Annotated in this window: 17 protein-coding genes; 6 read left to right on the forward strand and 11 right to left on the reverse strand. The window is 71.1% G+C overall.

All coding sequences use genetic code 11. The features are described 5' to 3' along the window. Positions 1-11: 11 nt before the first annotated feature. The 5 genes from ABEA10_RS02025 to ABEA10_RS02045 form a co-directional block, all read right to left on the reverse strand. Positions 12-1,085, reverse strand: a complete 1,074-nt coding sequence (locus ABEA10_RS02025; RefSeq protein ID WP_345456549.1) for an alpha/beta fold hydrolase — start codon at positions 1,083-1,085, stop codon at positions 12-14. Further along, the gene (gene alr / locus ABEA10_RS02030) at positions 1,082-2,212 is read right to left on the reverse strand and encodes an alanine racemase (protein ID WP_345456552.1); all 1,131 of its coding nucleotides are present in this window, start codon (positions 2,210-2,212) and stop codon (positions 1,082-1,084) included. Before alr ends, ABEA10_RS02025 begins: the two co-directional genes overlap by 4 nt. A 63-nt stretch (positions 2,213-2,275) precedes the next feature. Next, a complete protein-coding gene (locus ABEA10_RS02035) occupies positions 2,276-3,793 on the reverse strand; it encodes an NAD(P)H-hydrate dehydratase (RefSeq protein WP_345458036.1) in 1,518 nt (505 codons plus the stop codon). Positions 3,794-3,795: 2 nt separating this feature from the next. After that, entirely contained in the window at positions 3,796-4,167 is a 372-nt protein-coding gene (locus ABEA10_RS02040) for a holo-ACP synthase (RefSeq protein ID WP_345456555.1), read from the reverse strand. A gap of 41 nt (positions 4,168-4,208) precedes the next feature. Beyond that, a complete protein-coding gene (locus ABEA10_RS02045; RefSeq protein ID WP_345456558.1) occupies positions 4,209-4,955 on the reverse strand; it encodes an MmyB family transcriptional regulator in 747 nt (248 codons plus the stop codon). A 53-nt stretch (positions 4,956-5,008) separates the two neighbouring features. Here ABEA10_RS02045 and ABEA10_RS02050 point away from each other — a divergent pair, with 53 nt between their 5' ends. Then, the gene (locus ABEA10_RS02050; protein ID WP_345456560.1) at positions 5,009-6,391 is read left to right on the forward strand and encodes an MFS transporter; all 1,383 of its coding nucleotides are present in this window, start codon (positions 5,009-5,011) and stop codon (positions 6,389-6,391) included. A 6-nt stretch (positions 6,392-6,397) separates the two neighbouring features. On the opposite strand, the gene coaA is transcribed toward ABEA10_RS02050, so the two are convergent. Next, positions 6,398-7,336, reverse strand: coding sequence for a type I pantothenate kinase (gene coaA / locus ABEA10_RS02055; protein WP_345456563.1), 939 nt, complete (start codon positions 7,334-7,336; stop codon positions 6,398-6,400). Positions 7,337-7,501: 165 nt separating this feature from the next. Here coaA and glmS point away from each other — a divergent pair, with 165 nt between their 5' ends. After that, a complete protein-coding gene (gene glmS / locus ABEA10_RS02060; RefSeq protein ID WP_345456565.1) occupies positions 7,502-9,409 on the forward strand; it encodes a glutamine--fructose-6-phosphate transaminase (isomerizing) in 1,908 nt (635 codons plus the stop codon). A gap of 113 nt (positions 9,410-9,522) precedes the next feature. On the opposite strand, the gene ABEA10_RS02065 is transcribed toward glmS, so the two are convergent. Together ABEA10_RS02065 and ABEA10_RS02070 are read right to left on the reverse strand one after the other, a co-directional pair. Continuing rightward, positions 9,523-10,269: a tRNA(His) guanylyltransferase Thg1 family protein gene (locus ABEA10_RS02065; RefSeq protein ID WP_345456567.1), complete on the reverse strand. Its 747-nt coding sequence runs from the start codon at positions 10,267-10,269 to the stop codon at positions 9,523-9,525. After that, a complete protein-coding gene (locus ABEA10_RS02070) occupies positions 10,266-10,718 on the reverse strand; it encodes an AAA family ATPase (RefSeq protein ID WP_345456570.1) in 453 nt (150 codons plus the stop codon). Before ABEA10_RS02070 ends, ABEA10_RS02065 begins: the two co-directional genes overlap by 4 nt. Positions 10,719-10,894: 176 nt before the next feature. Here ABEA10_RS02070 and ABEA10_RS02075 point away from each other — a divergent pair, with 176 nt between their 5' ends. Further along, on the forward strand, positions 10,895-11,422 hold the full coding sequence (locus tag ABEA10_RS02075) for a DUF1697 domain-containing protein (RefSeq protein WP_345456573.1): 528 nt from the start codon (positions 10,895-10,897) through the stop codon (positions 11,420-11,422). Positions 11,423-11,429: 7 nt separating this feature from the next. Here ABEA10_RS02075 and ABEA10_RS02080 read toward each other — a convergent pair whose 3' ends face one another. Both ABEA10_RS02080 and ABEA10_RS02085 read right to left on the reverse strand, forming a co-directional pair. After that, positions 11,430-12,251 carry a beta propeller repeat protein gene (locus ABEA10_RS02080; protein WP_345456576.1) on the reverse strand — a complete coding sequence of 274 codons (822 nt, stop codon included), beginning with the start codon at positions 12,249-12,251 and terminating at the stop codon, positions 11,430-11,432. Positions 12,252-12,293: 42 nt separating this feature from the next. Next, entirely contained in the window at positions 12,294-12,983 is a 690-nt protein-coding gene (locus ABEA10_RS02085) for an HNH endonuclease family protein (RefSeq protein ID WP_345456579.1), read from the reverse strand. A 252-nt stretch (positions 12,984-13,235) separates the two neighbouring features. Between ABEA10_RS02085 and ABEA10_RS02090 the strand changes: the two genes are divergently transcribed. Genes ABEA10_RS02090 through ABEA10_RS02100 form a run of 3 tightly spaced genes read left to right on the forward strand, consistent with a single transcriptional unit; the run spans position 13,236 to position 15,968 of the window. Continuing rightward, positions 13,236-14,138 carry an ABC transporter ATP-binding protein gene (locus ABEA10_RS02090; RefSeq protein ID WP_345456582.1) on the forward strand — a complete coding sequence of 301 codons (903 nt, stop codon included), beginning with the start codon at positions 13,236-13,238 and terminating at the stop codon, positions 14,136-14,138. Continuing rightward, a complete protein-coding gene (locus ABEA10_RS02095; protein WP_345456585.1) occupies positions 14,135-15,025 on the forward strand; it encodes an ABC transporter permease in 891 nt (296 codons plus the stop codon). Before ABEA10_RS02090 ends, ABEA10_RS02095 begins: the two co-directional genes overlap by 4 nt. Positions 15,026-15,056: 31 nt before the next feature. Beyond that, positions 15,057-15,968 carry an ABC transporter ATP-binding protein gene (locus ABEA10_RS02100; RefSeq protein WP_345456588.1) on the forward strand — a complete coding sequence of 304 codons (912 nt, stop codon included), beginning with the start codon at positions 15,057-15,059 and terminating at the stop codon, positions 15,966-15,968. A 43-nt stretch (positions 15,969-16,011) separates the two neighbouring features. On the opposite strand, the gene ABEA10_RS02105 is transcribed toward ABEA10_RS02100, so the two are convergent. Continuing rightward, the gene (locus ABEA10_RS02105; RefSeq protein WP_345456591.1) at positions 16,012-16,659 is read right to left on the reverse strand and encodes an RNA-guided endonuclease InsQ/TnpB family protein; all 648 of its coding nucleotides are present in this window, start codon (positions 16,657-16,659) and stop codon (positions 16,012-16,014) included. Between the last annotated feature and the right edge of the window lie 70 nt (positions 16,660-16,729).

Here is a 16,729-nt window from a genome sequence, read left to right on the forward strand (position 1 = left end):
ACGCCGCTCGCTCACGCCGAACGCTCCTCGGCCGCCGGCCGGACGCGGCCGACCAACTCGGCGATGGCGTCGGTGACGATCTCGGGGTGTTCGAGCATCACCACGTGGCCGCCCTCACTCACCTCGATCAGTTCGGCGTCCGGCAGCGCCGCGGCGATGGCCCGTCCGTGGGCGGGCGGGGTCAGCCGGTCGTCGTCGCCGATCACGATCACGGCGGGGAGGTCGCGAAGCACCCCGAGCGCCTCCAGCTTGTCGAGCTCGGCGAGCGTCGGGTAGAACTCCGCGATCACGTCGGTGGGCGTGGAGGCGATCATGCGTTCGACGAACTCCACGATCGACGGGCTCACCTCACGGTCGGCGAACGCGATGCGACGGGTGATCACGAAGGCCACGTCGGCGCCGATGCGGCGGCCCCGGTCGACCAGCGCGCCGCGCTTGCCGATGCCGCGCACGACGCCCGGCACGGCGCGCCGGAACAGCTTGCCGAACAGCTCCGGCAGGCCCAGCGTCAGCTCGGCCAGCTGGCCCGAGGAGGTGTTGACCAGGGCCACCCCGACGATGCGAGAGCCGAACAGCTCCGGGTGCCGGTCGGCCAGCGCCATGATCGTCATGCCGCCCATGGAGTGACCGACCAGCACGACCGGCGCGCCCGGTGACGTGGTGGCCTCGATCACCGCGAGCAGGTCGTCGCCGCACTGGTCGATGGTGGCGTGGGTGAGGTCGCTGCGTCCCGAACGGCCGTGGCTGCGCTGGTCCCAGAAGACCATCCGCACGTCGTCGAGGCGGGCCAGGTCGCGCCGCTGGAAGTGCCAGGAGTCCTGGGTCAGGCAGTAGCCGTGGCTGAAGACCACCGTGAGGGCGGCGTCGTCCGGCCCGTCGACCTCGACGTGGAGAGGCACTCCGTCACTGGCCATGACGGTCTGGGGGCGACCGCGCAGCTCACCGAACCGTTCGTACCGGTCGGGGTCGGGACGCAGCCGCTCGCGTCCGACGGCGTAGCGGCGCGCTCCGACGACCGCGCCGACACCGATGGCACCGGCGGTGCCGATCGCGGCACCGATCAGGCCGGCTCGCTTCTTGTTCATTCGGCCTCTTCGTAGGTACGGGGGACCCGGGCTCCGATTCTGGTGACGATCTCATATGAGATCGTGCCGAGCATCTCCGCCCACTCCTGCGCGGTGGGCTCGCCGCGGTCGCCCGGCCCGAAGAGGATCACCTCGTCGCCCGCGCGGATCTCGTCGTCGCCGACGTCGATGACGAACTGGTCCATGCACACGGTGCCGGCGATGCGCCGCCGCCGGCCCGCCGCCCATACCTCCAGGAGGTTCGTGCCGTGCCGCGGGATGCCGTCGGCATACCCCAGCGGCACCAGACCGAGCGTCGTCTCCGCCGGGGTGGTGTACCGGTGACCGTACGACACGCCCTGCCCGGCGCCGACCCGCTTGACCAGCGCCAGCCGCCCGGTCAGCGTCATCGCCGGACGCAGGCCCAGGCGGGCCGCGGGCCCGAGTGAGGGGATCGGGTCCAGGCCGTAGACCGCGATGCCGGGCCGTACGAGGTCGTAGCGGGCCTCGGGGAGGGTCAGCGTGGCGGCGGAGTTCGCGATGTGGCGCACCTCGGGCCGTACGCCGGCCTTCTCGGCGAACTCGACCGCGTCGTCGAACTCCCGGAGCTGGGCGGCGATCGAGGGGTGGCCCGGCTCGTCCGCGCAGGCCAGGTGGGACCAGAGCCCGACGACCGCCGCGAGGCCCTCGGCCTGGGCCCGCAGCGCCGCGTCGACCAGCGCGGGCCAGTCGGCCGGGGTCGCGCCGCTGCGGCCCAGCCCGGTGTCGGCCTTCAGGTGCAGCCTGACCTGCCGTCCGACCCGGGCGGCGGCCTGGGTGATCTCCTCCACCTGCCCGACCGAGGTGGCCGACAGGTCGACGCCTCCGGCGACGGCGTCGTCGAACCGCTCGCCGGGCGCGTACAGCCAGCACATCGCCGGCACGTCGATGCCCGCGCGCCGCAGGGTCAGCGCCTCATCCAGGGTGGCGACGCCCAGCCAGGACGCTCCGCCCGCCAGCGCGGCGCGTGCGGCCGGGATGATCCCGTGGCCGTACCCGTCCGCCTTGACGACCGCCATCAGCGCGGCACCCGAGACGCTCTCTCGCAGCAGTTCGACGTTGCGCCTGATCGCGGCAAGATCGATGTAGGCCGCGGTGGTAACGCTCATGCGACAAGTGTGGCAGCGCCGGACGCTTGCCCAGGCCATCGGCGACGGGCGCGCCGGGAAAGCTCAGCCGCCGAGCGTACGGAAGGCGGCGGGGAGCGCCTCGACGACGTCCTGGGCGCTGATCGGCGCCTCCGCGTCGGAGCCGGGCTCGGGACCGGCGGCGGCGAGCCGTCCGGCGAGGCCGTGGAGGTACGCGCCGGCCGCCGCCGCGTCGATCGCGGACGCCCCGCCGGCCAGGAACACGCCGATCAGGCCGGACAGCACGTCGCCGCTGCCCGCGGTGGCGAGGCGCGCGGTGCCGGTGGGGTTCACGCGTACCGGCCGGCCGACCTCGGCGATGACCGTGGTGGAGCCCTTGAGCAGCACGGTCGCGTTGAGCTCCTCGGCGGCCCGGCGCACGTGCTCCAGCCGCCGGGCCTCGACGTGGTCCGCCTCGGTGCCCAGCAGCCGGGCGAGTTCGCCGGCGTGCGGAGTGAGCACGGTCGGCGCGGTGCGCCACAGCAGGTCGCGGCGGCGGGTCAGGACGGTGAGCCCGTCGGCGTCGACCAGCACCGGCAGCTCGGTGGAGAGCACCTCGCTCAGCAGCGCCTCGGCCCGCTCGTCGGTACCCATGCCGGGCCCGGCGACCCAGGCGTTGACCCGCCCGACGCCGCTCAGGGAGTCGTCGACCACGCTGGTCACCGCCTCCGGCCAGTGGTGCCGGACGAGCTCGACCGAGTGCCGCGCCGAGGCGAAGCGCACCATGCCGGCGCCGCCGCGTACGGCACCGCCGACCGACAGCACCGCGGCGCCGGTGAAGGTCTCACTCCCCGCGAGCACGCCGGGGACACCGCGGCGGTACTTGTTGGACTCCCGCTCCGGCCGGGGGATCCACAGGTCGACGTCGGCCGCCTGCGGCAGGCACGCGTCCGGGTCGTTCAGGTACGGACCGAGCCCGATGTCGACCAGCTCCACCACGCCGGCGTGCTCGGCCCCCGGATCCACGAAGAGGCCCGGCTTGTACGTGCCGAACGTCACCGTCACGTCGGCGCGGACGGCCGCGCCGCTCACCACGCCGGTGTCGGCGTCGACGCCGCTGGGCAGGTCGCACGCCACGATGGTGGCGATGGCGCGCGAGGCGTGCCCGGCCAGGGTCGCGTACGGCTCACGGAGCCCGCCACGGCCGCCGATGCCGAGCATTCCGTCGATGATCAGGTCCGCGGCCTCGATCGCGCGCACCGGCCGGTCGCCGTCGTCCGCCTCGACGGCGCGTCCCCCCGCCGAACGCAGCGCCGCCAGGCCGCCCTCGTGGGTCTTGGAGCCGGCCAGGATCGCGGTGACCCGCGCGCCGCGGCGGGCCAGCCGCTCGCCGGCGTACAGTGCGTCGCCGCCGTTGTCACCGCTGCCGACGAGCAGCACGACCTCCGCGCCGTACACGCCTTCACCCGGGCCGGTGACCCCCGCCCGCCCGATGCGCAGCAGCCCGGCGCTGACGGAGGCGAGCCCGGCCGCGGCGCGGCGCATGAGCGCGCCCTCGGGCAGCCGGGCCATCAGGGCGCGTTCGGCGGCGCGAACCTTCTCCACCTCGTGCGCGTACCGCATGCTCACGTCCCCTCTCGTCGGTCGGTGTGCTCGGCGATCACCACCGCGACGGCCACACCGCCGTCGTGGCTGAGCGAGACGTGCCAGGAGTCGACGCCGAGACGCGTCGCCGCGGCGGCGACGGTGCCCTCGACGTGCAGGCTGGGACGTCCGTCGGACGCCCTGCGCACCTCGGCGTCGGTCCACTTGAGTCCGCGCGGCGCGCCCAGCGCCTTGGCCAGGGCCTCCTTGGCCGCGAAACGCGCGGCGAGGGAGCGCGGGTGCAGCCCCCGTTCCGACTCGGTGAACAGCCGGACGGCGAGGCCGGGCGTGCGTTCGAGGGACCCCGCGAACCGCGCGATGTCCACGACGTCGATCCCCACTCCGACGATCACCGATTCAGATTAACGTCCGTGGCCGTCGCGCGAGAGCGGCGTCAGTGGACGGGCGCGTGCGTGTGGTCGGCGGCCGGGGCGTCCGGGTGCGCGATCAGCCAGTCCACGCGCTCGCGGCTCTCGTCGTCGACCGGCGTGTAGACCGACATACGTGTCTCCGGCGTGGCCACGACCGCGAAGTTGACCACCGACAGGCGTACCTCGCCCACCGCGGCGTGCCGGAAGACCTTGACCCTCGTCGTCGGCGTGCCGACGTCGTGCGCGGCCCACAGCTCGGCGAAGTCCGGGCTGGCGGCGGACAGGCGCGCGACGAACTCGGTCCAGGCGGGTTCGCCGAGGTGACGGCCGTACGACGCGCGGAACGTCGCGACCATCTGGGGGAGTTCTTGGTCGCGGTTCACGAACGTGCTACAGCAGGCGGGGACCATGAACCCCGCCCAGAGCAGGTTGCGGTGGTTGTGCCCGGCGGCGATACCCGGCCACATCGCGACGTACGGGGCGTTCCACGCGAGCACGTCGTACCGGCTGTTGACCACGGCGGCCGGCAGGTCGGCCAGGCCGTCGAGCACGGCCTGCACCTGCGGCTCCAGCCGGCCGTGCCCGTCCCGCGGATGCGGCACGGGGACGTCCGCGAGCCGAAACAGATGCTCACGCTCGGCCTGGTCGAGGCGCAGGGTGCGGGCGATCGCCTCCAGCACCTGGACGCTCACGTTGATCGGCCGGCGGTCGTCACGGTCACCACTCCACCCTCGCCGGTGCGGCGAGCGCGTGCCAGGTGCTGTCAACACCAGTATCACCGGGCTCTCAGCACTCTCACCAGCACGGCCGCAGGCTGCTGCGCATGGCCCAGATCACCCTCAGCGCACCGGCGGCACGTCCGCCGGTCCGGCTCGGCCGGCTCCTCACGATCGTTCTGGTCGGCCAGTTCATGGCGGTCCTCGACGTCTCGGTCGTCAACGTCGCCGCGCCGACCATCCGTACCGATCTCCACGCGTCCGGCGCCGGGCTGCAACTCGTCATCGCCGGCTACACCATCGCCTATGCCGTTCTGCTCATCACCGGTGCCCGCCTCGGCGACCGGCTGGGGCACCGCGCCGCCTTCCAGGCGGGCCTCGCGGTCTTCACGGCCGCGTCGCTGGCCTGCGGCCTGGCCGGGGGCACCGGCGCGCTCATCGGTTTCCGCTTCGTCCAGGGGGCGGGCGCGGCGCTGTTGGTGCCGCAGGTCATGAGCCTGATCCAGCGCAACTTCGCCGGCGCGGCGCGGGCCCGCGCGCTCAGCGTGTACGGGGCGGTGCTGGCCGGTGGCACGGTCGTCGGCCAGGTCGCCGGCGGGCTTGTCGTCAGCGCCGACCTGTTCGGCACCGGCTGGCGCCCGGTCTTCCTGGTGAACGTCCCGATCGGCGTCGTGCTGCTGGCCGCCGGCGCCCGTACGCTGCCCGGCGACCGTGGCGAGCAGGGCCGGGGCCTGGACCTGCCGGGGCTGGTGAGCCTCTCGGCGGCGACGCTGCTGTTCGTGGTGCCACTCGTGCTCGGCCACGAGGAGAACTGGCCGCTGTGGGGGTGGCTGATGCTCGGCGGCGGCGTCGTCGTGTTCGCCCTGTTCGTGGCGGCACAGCGACGCGCGTCCTCGCCCCTGGTCCCCGGCCGGGTGGCGGGCGCGCCCGGCATGCGCTCGGGACTCGTCACGATCTTCCTGTGCATGTGCACCTTCAGCGGGTTCCTGTTCGGCCTGGCCCTGCACCTGCAGGGCGGTCTCGGGTACAGCCCGCTGCGGGCCGGGCTGTACTTCATCCCGGGAGCGGGCGGCTTCGCGCTGTCCAGCCTCAACTGGCGGCGCGTACCCGCCCGGTGGCACCGCCCGATGACGCCGGCCGGGCTGGTCGTGGCCGGGATCGGCTACCTGGGACTCGCGGTCTTCGCGTCGGGCGGTGCCGGGCTGGAGGTCGCGATGGGCCTGGCCGGGCTCGGCCTCGGTGCGGCGTTCTGTCCGCTGCTGGTGGTCGCGCTCACCCACGTGGCCGTGACGGACGCGGCGGACGCCAGCGGGCTGCTCGCGATGACGAACCAGCTCGGCCAGGTCGTGGGCGTCGCGACGTTCGGCACGCTGTTCCTCAGCGTCGCACCGCCGACCGGGCACGCTCTGACGGTCACGTGCGTGGCTCTGGCCGGCGCGGCGGCCGTGGGCGCGTGTTGCGCCCTGCCGCCGCTCCGGCGGCGGGGCTGAGCCGCGTCAGATGCGCCGCAGCCGTACGCGGCGGACGCGGTGGTCGCGGTCCTTGTTCAGGACGAGAGTGGCGCGGGCGCGGGTGGGCAGGATGTTGGCCACGAGGTTGACCTCGTTGATGTCGCGCCAGAAACGCTCCGCCTGCGCCGCCGCCTCGTCCCCGTCGACCTGCGCGTACGGGTGGAAGTAGGAGCGCTCGTCGGTGAAGATCGTACGGCGCAGGGCGAAGAAGCGGTCGATGTACCACTGGCGGATGTCGTCGACCCGCGCGTCGACGTAGATGGAGAAGTCGAACAGGTCCGCCAGGGCCAGGCCGCCCGGCCGGGCGCTCTGCAGCACGTTGAGCCCCTCCACGATGAGGATGTCCGGCCGCCGTACGACCTGCCGGGCGTCCGGCACGATGTCGTACCGCAGCGCCTCGTACACCGGCATGGACACCTCGGGCACGCCGGCCTTGACCTCCGAGACGAACTTCAGCAGCGCGCGCCGGTCGTAGGACTCCGGGAAGCCCTTGCGCTGCATCAGGCCGCGTTCGGCCAGGACGGCGTTCGGATAGAGGAAACCGTCCGTGCTGACCAGCTCCACCCTCGGGTCTCCCGGGCCACGGGCGAGGAGCACGCGCAGCAGGCGGGAGACCGTCGACTTGCCCACGGCCACACTGCCGGCGATGCCGATGATGTACGGGGTGGGGGCGACCGGCTCGCCGAGGAAGGTGCTGACGGTGTCGCGCAGCCGGCCGTCGCCCGCGACGAACAGCCGCAGCAGCCGCGACAACGGCAGGTAGACGTCCTCGACCTCGTCGAGGTCGATGGGGTCGCCGAGCCCGCGGATCTCCTCCAGATCGGCGGGAGTGAGGGACAACGGCGTACCGGCACGTAGGGCACGCCATGCCTCACGGTCGAGCTCGACATACGGGCTGGGGGAATTGCCCCCGATGCTCGTCATGACGTGGACCCTAGCGAATTGCGGCCATTTACAGTGTTACGACAGAGTTACGCTCGGCGACAGGCCCGGGTCAGGCCGACCGTCTCGCCCGCGTCGGCCGGGGCGGGCGGAGAGTTGGCGCGGCGGTGGTCTACCCGTTCACCTGGAGCCATTACTGTGGCCCGCATGTGCGGAATCGTGGGGTACGTCGGCTCGCAGCCGGCGCTCGACGTCGTCATCGAGGGCCTCTCCCGGTTGGAGTACCGCGGGTATGACTCGGCGGGCACGGCCATCTCCGCCGACGGCAAGCTGACGGTGACCAAGCGCGCCGGAAAGCTGGCCAACCTGCGTGAGGCACTCGCGGGCACCGTCCCGCCCGGCGGCGAGGAGGCCGGGAGCGCCGGCCGTACGGACGCGGGCGGTTCAGGTGAGCGTACGGAGACCGGCGTTTCGGGTATCGGGCACACCCGCTGGGCCACCCACGGGCCGCCGAACGACCGCAACGCCCATCCGCACACCGACTGCACCGGCGCCGTCGCCGTCGTGCACAACGGCATCATCGAGAACTTCGCCGCGCTCCGCCTCGAACTCGAACGCCGCGGCCACGAGTTGTCCTCCGACACCGACACCGAGGCCGTCGCCCACCTGCTCGAGGAGGAGGTCGCCAAGGGCGCGAGCCTGGCCGACGCGATGCGCCGGGTCTGCCTGCGCCTCGAAGGCGCGTTCACGCTCGTCGCCGTGTACTCCGGCGAGCCGGACCTGGTGGTCGGCGCCCGTCGCAACTCTCCCCTGGTCGTCGGCGTCGGCGCCGGAGAGAACTTCCTGGCCAGCGACGTCGCGGCCTTCATCGCGCACACCCGCGACGCGATCGAGCTGGGCCAGGACCAGGTCGTCGAGCTGCGGCCGTCGGGCGTCACGGTCACCGGCTTCGACGGCAGGCCGGCCGAGGTGAAGGAGTACCACGTCGACTGGGACGTGTCCGCCGCGGAGAAGGGCGGCCACGACTACTTCATGCTCAAGGAGATCGCCGAGCAGCCGCGCGCGGTCGCCGAAACGCTGCTCGGCCGCATCGGCACCGACGGCCGGCTCAGCCTCGACGAGATGCGCCTCACCGACGACGAGCTGCGCGACATCGACAAGATCATCATCGTCGCGTGCGGCACGGCGTACCACGCCGGGCTGATCGCCAAGTACGCCATCGAGCACTGGACCCAGCTCCCGTGCGAGGTCGAGCTGGCCAGCGAGTTCCGCTACCGCGACCCGATCCTGACGCGCTCGACGCTGGTCATCGCGATCTCCCAGTCCGGCGAGACGATGGACACGCTCATGGCGGTCCGCCACGCCCGCGAGCAGCGCGCCAGCGTCCTCGGCATCTGCAACGTCAACGGCTCGACCATCCCGCGCGAGTGCGACGGCGTGCTGTACACACACGCCGGGCCGGAGATCGCCGTCGCCTCGACCAAGGCGTTCCTCACCCAGCTCGTCGCCGTCTACCTGATCGCCCTCTACCTGGCGCAGGTGCGCGGGACCAAGTGGGGCGACGAGGTGTTCGCGATGATCCAGCTGCTGGGCACGATGCCGCAGAAGGTGGAGCAGGTCCTGGAGACCGTCGAGCCGGTACGCGAGCTGGCCCGGTCGCTGGCCGGTGAGCGCTGCGTGCTGTTCCTGGGCCGGCACGTGGGCTTCCCGGTGGCGCTGGAGGGCGCGCTCAAGCTCAAGGAGCTCGCCTACATGCACGCGGAGGGCTTCGCCGCAGGCGAGCTGAAGCACGGCCCGATCGCCCTGATCGAACAGAACCTGCCGGTCGTGGTCATCGTGCCGTCGCGCGCCCGCCCGATCCTGCACGACAAGATCGTCTCCAACATCCAGGAGATCCGCGCTCGCGGCGCCCGTACGATCGTGATCGCCGAGGACGGGGACGACGCGGTCGTGCCGTACGCCGACACGCTCATCCGCGTACCGGCCGTCCCGACCCTGCTGCAGCCGCTGGTGGCGACCGTGCCGCTCCAGGTGTTCGCCTGCGAACTCGCCACCGCCCGCGGCCACGACGTCGACCAGCCCCGCAACCTCGCCAAGTCCGTGACCGTGGAGTAGCAGCTCCGATGCGACGAGCAGGAGGTCATCGTCGGGTTCGGTCTCTCTCGAAGAGATGGCCGCCGTGCTCCGAGCCCATTGAGATAGGCCGAACCGTCACGGCTGGAGCCGAGTCAGGCGGTCAGTCGCTGAACGAGTGTCCGGTAGTCGTCCTTCATCGGGAGATCTTTTTCGACGTGGACCCGCCGCCGGGTGGCGGTCACGTCGACGCCCCGGACCGGGTCGTGTCCCGGCCGCTCGAAGGTCTCCCACCACAGCCCGACTCCACGGCGCTGCCACGTCGGCACGTCGTTGAAGTTCACCCCGCGGGCGAAAAGAAGTTCGTTCTTGGCGGCGACATCGGAGTTCTTCAGCATCCGGGTGGCCTCCCGCCTGGACCGGCCCTCGCGGCGCAGCGTCCAATAGCACCAGCCGTTGAGCGCGCAGCGCGCCGCGTCGGTCTGCCGCCAGGAGAAGTAGTCGACGACGTCCTGCACGGCGGAGCCCATCCACACGCGACTGTCGAAGTGGGCGGGTTGCCCTACGGCGTGCGTGAAGGCAGCGGTGGCAACGCTCGCGGAGATCGACACCAGCTTCTCGACCTCACGGTCGAACAGGTCGAACGACGGCTTCAGCAGCACGGAGATCTCATCGCTCTCGGTGTACGCGTAGCAGCCACCGAACTCGGTCAGCAGGGTCCGCGCCGTCTCGATCATGAATGCGGAGAATCTCTCGTCGAACGGCTTGTCGAAGCGGCTCTCGGTGAACCGGGAGAAGCTGCGCCCGTCCACCCGAATGATGATCCAGGCACCTGGCAGCACCGCGAGGGAGTGGAACCACTCCAACGACCGCATGCGGGTCTCCAGGTCCTTGCCCTTCATGTCTCCGCCTCCTCGGCCAACGGCCGGACGTCGAAACCTCCCGCGCCGTCGAACCGGACCGCGTACAACTCGTCGAACCCGTCCGCACGCCGCGGGTGGCGCAGGCGTTTGAGGGTCGCATAGATGCCGACCTCGGGCACCCGGGTTTTCCCGGCGCGCACCGCGTTGCGCTCCAGCGAACCGGCGAGGTCAGGGCCGAACCAGTACCCCACGACCGTGGCGCCGTGTCTCCGCGCGGCGCCGATCAGCGGCGCCCACTCCTCGGGCGAAGGGTTGGTGTTGTCGACGGCGACGTCCCGGCCCGCCGTCAGCGCCTCTTCCACCAGGCGCATCTGCCGCGCCTGCCGCCGCCGCGCATTGGGGAAATCGTCCTTGGAGACGTGCACGTACGCGGCCGACAGCACCTGCCGGTAGAACGTCGTCTTCCCCGACGCCTGCAACCCGATCAAGATCGCCAGCGTAGGCATCTCAAGTCACCGCCAGAGTCAGCCGGATCGCGGCCGGTCGAGACCCCGACACCTGCTCACCGTACGGGCCTTCCCGGCGAGTTCGCCAGCGCCGGAGCCGGGGTTGACCAGGGGGGCGGTCTGGCGAATTCCGCCGCGATGGAGTAGTAAGCGACGTTGTGACGCGATACGTGGCGCTGCTGCGCGCGGTGAACCTTGGCAGCCACAAGAAGGTCTCCATGGCCGACCTGCGCGGTCTGCTGGTCGGCCTCGGGTACGCCGACGTGCGGACGTACCTGCAGAGCGGCAACGCGGTCTTCACCGCTGCCGAGACGCGGCCGGAGCGGGTGGCGGCGTCGGTCGAGGAGCGGCTCGCCGCCGAGCTGGGGCTGACGACCGAGGTGATCCTGCGGACCGCGGAGGAGCTGCGCGACGTGGTCGAGCGCAACCCGCTGGAGGTCGACGACCCGGCGAAGTCCACCGTCTGGTTTCTGGCCGAACCACCGCGCCAGGATTGGCTTTCCGGCTTCGACCTGGGGCGATTCGCCCCCGAAGAGATGCGCGCCGGCGAGCGCGAGATCTACCTCCGGCTGCCGAACGGCATCGGCCGCGCGAAACTGCCGGTCGCGCTCGGGCGGCGCCTGAAGGTCACCGCCACGATGCGCAACTGGAACACGGTCACCAGCCTTTTGTCGCTCGCCGAATAAAACGCGTTCACCGGGTATACACCTCCCCCAACGGACAGTGAAGGGAGGGACCGATGGCGAGCCGCATCATCGCAGCACTCCGTACCGTCCTCGCGACGGTGGCCAACGTACTTCTGCTGCCCTTCCGGGTCCTCGCCCGTCTGCTGGGCGTTTCGAGCAAGGGACGGTCGAGGACGGCGCGGCGGACGCACGGGCAGGCCGCATAAGAGCCCATCACGGAGAAGAAACGGAGAGCGCCTGGCGGGGGCGCTCTCCGTTTCTCCGGAATGACCAGGCCGGTCAGGCATCGTCGTTTCGGAGCACGAATCGGCCCGGATCCGGCGAACCAGGCCTTGCCTCCCGTCGCGCTCACGTCCGTCGGGAGGGCGTGCTCCCGTGTGCCGAAAGGACGCCGGACGGTCCAGCGCGTCCCGTCCCAGTGCGAGGCGAACGCAGGGCCCGGGCCGTCCGCGCCGACCACCCACACGTCCTTGGGCGCCACGGCGGCGATCGCTGTGGCGAGGCGGTCGTCGGCGGCTCCCGGCGCCTCGCGCCATCGGCCGCCGTCCCAGTGCAGCAGGACCGTCTCACCGACGTCGCCCTCGGCCGCCTTCTCGTGGCCGACGGCCCACGCGTCCTCGGCGCCGGTCGCGGAGATCCCGACCAGCGCCTCGTCGGCGGGCGCTCCGGGAGCGGGGACGGGCGTCCATGCGGTCGAGACCGGGGCGGGCCCGGTCTTCTCCGCCGGCGGTGAGGCGGCGGCGCCTTCTCGCCGCCGGTCGGGCGAGGCGGCGCAGGAGCACAGAAGGGTTAAGGAAACGCCGAGGATCGCTACCCTCAGCACGGCCATGTCTCACCGTACTGGCACCGAGCAGGGCCTTTCCGGGCGAACTCAGCAGGTGTCGAGCATGTCGCTCAGTTCGTCGTGGTCCGCCTGCGTCACCGTCAGGTGATACTCATCGGCCACGGCGACGAACTTCTCCGCGTACGTGCACTGGAAGGACTTCTGCGGCTGCCATTCCGACGGGCCCTTGTCGCTCTTCTGCTCGTTGGGCCGTCCCCAGACCGCCAGGAGGTTGTCGCGGTCGTTGGCCAGTTCGGTCCGCTTTTCCTCGGTCCAGTGGTCCGCACCCATCCGCCAGGCGAGCCCCAGCGGGAAGATGTGGTCGATCTGCACCATCGTGGCGTGCGCCTTGGCGAAGGTGATCTGCTTGCCCGTGTACGGGTCGTCCAGCGTCCCGGCGATGACGACGCACTCGTTGCGTTTCTTCACGTCGTCCAGGTCGCGGGAGAGGATGTCGTTGCGGGTGTCGCAGCCGTTGTGGTCGACGTCCTTCCAGGCGGGGCCGAACTCATCCCGGCTGTACCCGCTCATGGAGTCCGGTTTGCCCTCCTTGAGCCCGGCGAGCTCCTTCCGCGCCGTCCCCTCCTTGCCCTTGCCGCCCTTTTTGGATGACTTACCCGAGGCCGAACTCGACGGGCCGTCCCCGGACAGCCTGACATTGCTGGCGCATCCGGCCGCGACGAACACGGAGACGACCATTGAGGTGACCTGCACGCCCACCCGTCGCCGTACTGACATATCCCCACCGTCCAGGATTTTTTGGCGAAGCTATGCCCGGAATATACGGCTTTATTCTCCAATCGCCGACGGCCGGTCCCCTGCCGCGAGCACCGCGGAATGGAAGGGCGGGCCGGTGATGACCCGGCCCGCGTGCAGCGCGTTCTCAGCGGGCATCCGGCTTCGGTAGGGGGGAGTTCTCATCCCTTCGGCTGGTGGCGAGTACCGCCCAAGGGTGACGACGCGACCACGACGGTCCACTAAGTTCGGCGCATGTCCATCATCGCCACCCGGGGGCTCGGCAAGCAGTTCCCCGGCGTGCTCGCCCTGGACGAGCTGACCATCGACATCGAGCCCGGCGTCGTCGGGCTGGTCGGGGCCAACGGCGCGGGCAAGTCGACCCTCATCAAGATCCTGCTCGGGCTCATCCCCCCGACCCGCGGGCAGGCGAGCGTGCTCGGACTCGACACGGTCCGCGAGTCGCTGAAGATCCGTGAGCTGGTCGGCTACATGCCCGAGAACGACTGCCTCCCGCCCGACGTCTCCGCCACCGAGTTCATCGTGCACGTCGCGCGCGTGTCCGGGCTGCCGGCCACCGCCGCGCGCGAACGCGCCGCCGATACCCTCCGCCACGTCGGCCTGTACGAGGAGCGCTACCGGCCGATCGGTGGTTACTCCACCGGCATGCGCCAGCGGGTCAAGCTCGCCCAGGCCCTCGTGCACGACCCGAAGCTCGTCTTCCTCGACGAACCCACCAACGGCCTCGACCCGGCCGGACGGGACGAGATGCTCGCGCTCATCCGGCGCATCGGCACCCAGTTCGGCATCAGCGTCCTGGTCACCTCCCACCTCCTCGGCGAGCTCGAACGCGTCGCCCAGCACCTGGTCATCATCGACGGCGGCCGGCTGCTGCGGTCGCAGGCGGTCACCGCGTTCACCCAGGCCAGCGGCGTTCTCGCGGTCGAGCTCGACGATGAGGCCGCCGGCCGCGACCGGCTCGGCCACCGCCTGGCCCAGGCCGGGCTGCGCGTCCACCCCGACGGACGGGGCCTGCTCATCGACATCGCCGACGAGACGACGTACGACCTCGTGCGCGACTGCGTCGCCGACCTCGGCCTGGCCCTCGTACGCATGGAGAACCGCCGTCACCGCATCGAAGAGGTGTTCTCCTCATGACGAGCGTCATCCACGACATCGGCTACCGGCACTACGACGGCCCGCGGCTCGGCCGCGCGTACGCCGTCCGCTCCCTGTTCACGCACAACCTGCGCGCGGCGTACGGGCTGGGGCGGCCGGCCAAGGCCAAGATCATGCCGTTCCTGCTGTTCACGATCATGTTGCTGCCCGCGGCCATCAGTGTCGCGATCACGGCACTGGCCTCCTCGCTCGGCAACGGCCAGCCCGTCAACCTGATCCGCTACTCGGCCTACGCCGTCTACCTCCAGCCGCTGATCGCGATCTTCCTGGCGGCGCAGGCGCCGGTACTCGCCTCGCGCGACCTGCGGTTCCATGTCACGCCGCTGTACTTCTCCCGCCCGCTGTCGCGCCTGGACTACGTGCTGGCCAAGTACGGCGCGCTGACCACGGCGCTGTTCATCCTGCTGGGCACGCCGGTCACGATCCTGTTCATCGGCGCGCTCGCCACCAAGCAGAAGCACCTGGGCACCCACACGCTCGACTGGGCCGGCGCCGTGGTGGGCTGCCTGATGTTCGCTCTGGTGCTCGCCGCGATCGGCCTGGTCGTGGCCGCCTTCACGCCGCGCCGCGGCTTCGGAGTGACCGCGGTGATGGCGGTGTACCTCATCAGCACCGCCGCGGTCGGCTCGATCCAGGGCATCGCCGAAACCCAGACCAAGTTCGGAGTCGCCCGCTGGGCGGGCATGTTCACGCCCTTCAACCTCGTGGACGACGTGCAGGTCTGGGCGCTGGGGGCCAAGTCGTCCTCCCCGGAGCCGCCGCCGTCCGGCCTCGGCGGCCCGGTGTTCGCGCTCGTGTGCGTGGCCGTCGTCGTGGGCGGACTCGCGATCCTGTACCAGCGGTTCCGCAGGGCGGGTGCGCAATGACCGGCCGGCCCACCGACGAGAGGAAGGCATCGTGAGTGTCCTGGAGCTCCGGGACGTCTCCCGGTGGTACGGCAACGTGGTCGCGGTCAACGGCGTGTCGATGACCATCGGCCCGGGGGTGACCGGCCTGCTCGGCCCGAACGGCGCGGGCAAGTCGACGCTCATCCACATGATGGGCGGGTTCCTCGCGCCCTCCAACGGCCAGGTCGGCATCGACGGGCAGCGGATCTGGAAGAACCCCTCGGTCTACCGCCACATCGGGCTGGTGCCCGAACGCGAGTCCGCCTACGACTTCCTCACCGGCAGGCAGTTCGTCCGTTCGATGGCCAAGCTGCACAAGCTGCCCGACCCGGTCGCCGCCGCCGACCGTGCCCTCGCGATGGTGGAGATGCTGCCGCCGGCCGACCGGGCCATCGGCACCTACTCCAAGGGGATGCGCCAGCGCGTCAAGATGGCGTCGGCGCTCGTACACGACCCGGCGGTCCTGCTGCTCGACGAGCCGTTCAACGGCATGGACCCGCGCCAGCGGCTCCAGCTCATGGACCTCATCCGCAAGATGGCCGCCGAGGGCCGTACGGTGCTGTTCAGCTCGCACATCCTGGAGGAGGTCGAGCGGCTCGCGAACCACATCGAGGTCATCGTCGCGGGACGGCACGCCGCCTCCGGCGACTTCCGCGCGATCCGGCGGCTGATGACCGACCGGCCGCACATGTTCGCCATCCGCTCCAGCGACGACCGCCGCCTGGCGGCCGCGCTGATCGCCGACGATTCGACCCGCGGCGTCGAGCTCACCTCGGCCGGCCTGGAGGTGGAGGCCGTCGACTTCCGGCGGTTCACCCTGCTGCTGCCGCAGGTGGCCCGTGGCGCCGGCATCCGGCTGTGGGAGGTCTCCCCGGCCGACGAGTCCCTCGAAAGCGTCTTCTCCTACCTGGTCTCCTCTTGACGCCCTCCCCCGCCTGAAGGCGGGGGATTCCAACCCGATCCCCCTACACAGAGGAGAGAACAGGTTGAGGTTCGCGGTTCACGGCCCCGCCCCATGGCTGGAGGGCTCCCCGCGCTGTCACGGCACGTCCTGCCGCGATGTTCTTGGCCGCGTTCACATCCGCGTGATCGATATGCTTGCAGGCCCGACAGCGAAAGACCGCTTGGCTCTCACGGTTCGCCGCTGCGCGATGCCCACAAACATGACAGGTCTGAGACGTAAACGCGGGATCGATCTTCTCGACCCGACCGGCGGCCTTCTGTTCCAGACGCCTCGCCAGAAAGCCCCATCCGGCCGCGTGAATGGAACGGTTGAGTCCCGCTTTGGCCCGCACGTTCACACCCGGCGCAGGCACGCCCGCCTTACGCCACCTCGGACGCCGATGCGTCCCAGCGAAGAAATTCGCCATGGCCTGAGCGAAATCCCGCAACGCCTGCTGCTGCACCGTCTGAGACCCCGCCGCCAGCCACACGAACTCTCTCCTGGCCTCGGTCAACTGACGGGCCTGTTCGCCATACCCCGGCGCACTTGCCCGCCCCGGCCGCCAATGCAGATGCTGCTTCACCGCCAGATTCCATACAAACCGGGCATGCGCGCAATGCTCCAGCAACGCCACCTCCTGAACGGGCGTGGGCTGAAGCCGAAATCGCATGCCACGACGCTAAACACCACCACCGACATTCCGAGGAGGGAGCGGCGTTCCCACCCAGCTGCAAGGCCAG

The organism is Actinoallomurus oryzae (genome assembly GCF_039541955.1).
Classification (GTDB): domain Bacteria; phylum Actinomycetota; class Actinomycetes; order Streptosporangiales; family Streptosporangiaceae; genus Actinoallomurus; species Actinoallomurus oryzae.

Bases quoted from the DNA above. Each gene is read 5' to 3' on its own strand.
- ABEA10_RS02035 (WP_345458036.1), bottom strand. From the start codon at position 3,793: ATGCGGTACGCGCACGAGGTGGAGAAGGTTCGCGCCGCCGAACGCGCC.
- ABEA10_RS02080 (WP_345456576.1), bottom strand. From the start codon at position 12,251: ATGGCCGTGCTGAGGGTAGCGATCCTCGGCGTTTCCTTAACCCTTCTG.
- ABEA10_RS02105 (WP_345456591.1), bottom strand. From the start codon at position 16,659: ATGCGATTTCGGCTTCAGCCCACGCCCGTTCAGGAGGTGGCGTTGCTG.
- ABEA10_RS02095 (WP_345456585.1), top strand. From the start codon at position 14,135: ATGACGAGCGTCATCCACGACATCGGCTACCGGCACTACGACGGCCCG.
- glmS (WP_345456565.1), top strand. From the start codon at position 7,502: ATGTGCGGAATCGTGGGGTACGTCGGCTCGCAGCCGGCGCTCGACGTC.
- alr (WP_345456552.1), bottom strand. From the start codon at position 2,212: ATGAGCGTTACCACCGCGGCCTACATCGATCTTGCCGCGATCAGGCGC.
- ABEA10_RS02065 (WP_345456567.1), bottom strand. From the start codon at position 10,269: ATGAAGGGCAAGGACCTGGAGACCCGCATGCGGTCGTTGGAGTGGTTC.
- ABEA10_RS02090 (WP_345456582.1), top strand. From the start codon at position 13,236: ATGTCCATCATCGCCACCCGGGGGCTCGGCAAGCAGTTCCCCGGCGTG.
- coaA (WP_345456563.1), bottom strand. From the start codon at position 7,336: ATGACGAGCATCGGGGGCAATTCCCCCAGCCCGTATGTCGAGCTCGAC.
- ABEA10_RS02050 (WP_345456560.1), top strand. From the start codon at position 5,009: ATGGCCCAGATCACCCTCAGCGCACCGGCGGCACGTCCGCCGGTCCGG.
- ABEA10_RS02025 (WP_345456549.1), bottom strand. From the start codon at position 1,085: ATGAACAAGAAGCGAGCCGGCCTGATCGGTGCCGCGATCGGCACCGCC.
- ABEA10_RS02085 (WP_345456579.1), bottom strand. From the start codon at position 12,983: ATGTCAGTACGGCGACGGGTGGGCGTGCAGGTCACCTCAATGGTCGTC.